The 3,732-nt window shown below is 38.7% G+C and carries 2 protein-coding genes; both read left to right on the top strand.

All coding sequences use genetic code 11. The features are described 5' to 3' along the window. The first annotated feature begins 374 nt into the window (after nt 1-374). Complete coding sequence (locus tag AC1DPZ_RS23815; protein ID WP_477408152.1) at nt 375-3,452, top strand: type I restriction endonuclease; 3,078 nt, start codon at nt 375-377, stop codon at nt 3,450-3,452. Further along, a partial coding sequence (locus AC1DPZ_RS23820; RefSeq protein ID WP_477408154.1) for a hypothetical protein occupies nt 3,449-3,732 on the top strand: 284 nt, incomplete at its 3' end. The genes AC1DPZ_RS23815 and AC1DPZ_RS23820, both read left to right, overlap by 4 nt.

Below are 3,732 nucleotides of genomic sequence, written 5' to 3' on the forward strand. Positions count from 1 at the left end.
AAGTCTGAGAATCCGAACGTCTGAAAGTCCGAACGTCCGAAAATCCGAACGTCCTTTGTCCAAAAATCCTTTGTCCGAACATCCTTTGTCCATCTATCTTGCTACTTGATACTAACTACTTGATACTTTCCCCATGGGCGTTTCCCCGTCGATAGAAACGGGGCCGGGCTTTACATTCATACGCCTGCAGGCATTACGCTCGTGGGCCGGTACCCATTACAATCCCTAACGCGAACGCAGGTCAATAAACAGGCTTTTAGTACATCACACGCCGATTGTGTTCCGTTAACCAATTTGCAAAGTCAGAACAGAAGCTTCACATTTGAACATACAATGCCCTTTATATTTTATATTTTTAACGCCTAACAGTTACTATGGCTTTCAACGAAGACTCACGTGTTAAAATACCTGCTATACTGCATCTTGCACGTTTGGGCTATTCTTATATTTCGCGAAGTAAACAACAGCGAATAGAAGAAACTAACATCTTTGCCGACATTTTCAAAGAAAGCATTGCTCGAATTAACCCAGACGCGGCCAAAGATGATATAAATCGACAGCTTGATGAAATTAGCTTAAAACTTGATTACGAAGATTTAGGACGGGACTTTTATAAGGCAATCACAGCTACATCCGGTATTAAGCTTATCGATTTTAATAACTTTAATAATAACAGTTTCCATGTTACCACTGAGCTAACCTGTAAAAATGGGGAAGACGAGTTTAGGCCGGACATTACAATTCTGATAAATGGAATGCCCCTTGTTTTTATCGAGGTTAAGAAGCCAAATAACAAAGATGGCGTACTTGCGGAACGAAAACGCATTAACGACCGTTTCAAAAACAAAAAATTTAGACGGTTTGCCAACATCAGCCAATTGATGATTTTCTCGAACAATATGCCGTATGAAGATGGTGTGGTTGAACCATTACAGGGGGCGTACTATGCTACATCAGCCTACGCCGATCTGCAATTCAATTATTTTCGTGAGGAAGAAAGTCTCAATCTTGCTAAATTATTGGCAGTTGAAGATGATTCGTTGGAGAATGCGGTATTAAGAGACAATAATATAATTGCAATTAAACACTCCCCTGAATTTATTACAAACAAGCATTACGATTCTCACACCAACAAAATATTAACCTCACTTCTAAGTAAAGATAGATTAGCATTTGTGCTTCGTTATGCGATTGCCTATGTTGATGATGAAATAGAGGGTAAAGTAGTAACGCACAAACACATCATGCGTTACCCTCAACTTTTCGCAACTAAGGCGATTGAATCAAAACTTAACGAAGGTATAGACAAAGGTATTATATGGCACACGCAAGGGAGTGGTAAAACTGCCCTCGCATTTTACAACGTCAAATTTTTGACAGACTATTTTCAGAAGAAAAACACGATAGCCAAATTCTATTTTATAGTTGACCGTATTGACCTCGCGAATCAAGCCGCCACCGAATTTGCTAATAGGGGATTAGTGGTAAATCGGGTTAACTCTCGAAGCGACTTTTTAAGAGATATACAAAAAGTCAGTACAGTACTAAACAATTCAGGGGATCGGGAGATTTCGGTTGTTAACATTCAAAAGTTTACCGAAGAAACGGTTGTCGTTAAAGATTTGGGATACGATATTAATATTCAGCGTATCTATTTTCTTGATGAAGCTCACCGTAGCTATAATCCTAAAAGTAATAATCTGGCAAACTTAATTAATTCGGATAAGCAAGCAATTAAGATCGCGTTGACCGGTACACCTCTATTGCGAGAGGTTGCTAAGGACTTTGATAGCAAAGCTCTATTTGGCGATTATATTCATAAATATTACTATAACCAATCCATTATGGATGGTTATACTTTGCGTCTAATCAGGGAGGGGATAGATACAACTTATAAAATGCAGATGCAGGAGGTGCTGGAACAAATTAAAGTGCTCCAGGGAGATATTCCCAAAAGCCAGGTATTTGCACATCCCAAGTTTGTCAAGCCAATGCTTGATTACATTTTAAAAGATTTAGAAAATTTTCGAAAAGTCGAAAACGATCATTCATTGGGAGCAATGGTGGTGTGCGACACTTCTGATCAGGCCAAAGAATTGTTCACCTATTTTGAAGAACTTTACGGACCGCAAGACGTGCAGCAATTTATGGCCGCCGAGCCATCTGTTCCTTATGGAACTCAAGTAAAATCACAATTCAAAGCGGCGTTGATATTACATGATATCAATTCAAAAGACGAACGTAAGGAGCAGGTAAAACAGTTCAAATCTGGAACCATTGACATTCTATTTGTTTTCAACATGTTATTAACTGGCTTCGATGCCAAGCGCCTTAAAAAACTTTACCTGGCGCGGGTGGTAAGAGATCATAATTTGTTGCAAACGTTAACGCGCGTTAATCGGCCTTATAAAAAATACAAGTATGGATTTGTAGTCGATTTTGCAGACATTAGTTCCGCATTTAGGGAAACTAATGACAATTACTTTAAAGAATTGCAGGGAGAACTTGGCGACGAGATGGCAAACTATAGCGATCTTTTCAAATCACAGGCGGAGATTGAAGCTGAGATACAGGAAATTAAAGAAACCTTATTCCGATTTGACACTATCAATAGTGAGCTATTTCATAACCAGGTAAGTGAAATAAAAGACAAAAAGGACTTACTTGTACTGATAAAAACACTTCAGAATGCCAAGGAACTAAAAAACCGAATAAGGCTGCAAGGGCACGAAGAGTTATTAGGCAAGTTAGACTTCTTCAAACTCAATCAACTGCTACGTGTGGCACAGGCACAATTGGATAAGTTAAACCTGATTGATACTTTAAATAATGAAGGAGACACATCCAATTTATTAAACGCTGCTTTGGAAGATGTGATTTTCCTATTTACAAAAGTATCAGAGGAAGAACTGATACTAGCTGACCAGTTACAGGGGCACCTCAAAAGGACACGGGAAGCTTTACTTTTTAACTTTGATCAAAAAGATCCCGAGTTCATTTCTCTTCGAGAAGAACTGGAGCGGATCTTCAAGAAGAAAAACCTTGACCAGGTGAGTCAGGAGGATATGCGCGACAATATCTTTTTACTGAAGTCTATTTACGACCGGGTTACTGAATTGAACCGCCAAAACAACCTGCTTAAAGCTAAGTATGAACAAGATGAGAAATATGCGCGTATTCATAAAAGGTTACAGGAAAACAAAGGCATTTCTGCCAGAGAATCGCAGCTCCACGAAGCATTAATGGTTGTTAAGAGACAAACCGATGAGCAATTGCAGAACAACAAAAACATTTTGGACAACGAACCTTTTTTTAATCGCTATTTGCTGAACTTGGTTGCAGGAGAATTTGTTCAAAAGCAAAAGATCAACCTTGACTTTAAAACCACGAAGACTATTAACGCTTTGATAGCCAGCGAATACATGGCCCAATACAATAATTATATACGATGACCGATCTACTTTTTATAACGAAGACTAAACAACTTATTGATAGCCTTAAGAGCGTTTGTGCTAATTATGGTCTGGGTAATGATGGTAATGAATTTAAAATCATCACTCAGGTATTTCTATACAAATACATGAACGACAAGTTCGCTTTTGAGGCTAAGAAGGTAGAGCAATACAAGCTGGGAGAGGCAAGCAATTTTCAGGAAGCGTTAGAAGCAATACCTGATGAGAAGTACAATTTCCTAATGGCATATATTGACCCTAATACCCCACAGCTTCAACC

Source organism: Mucilaginibacter sp. P4_G9 (assembly GCF_056400985.1).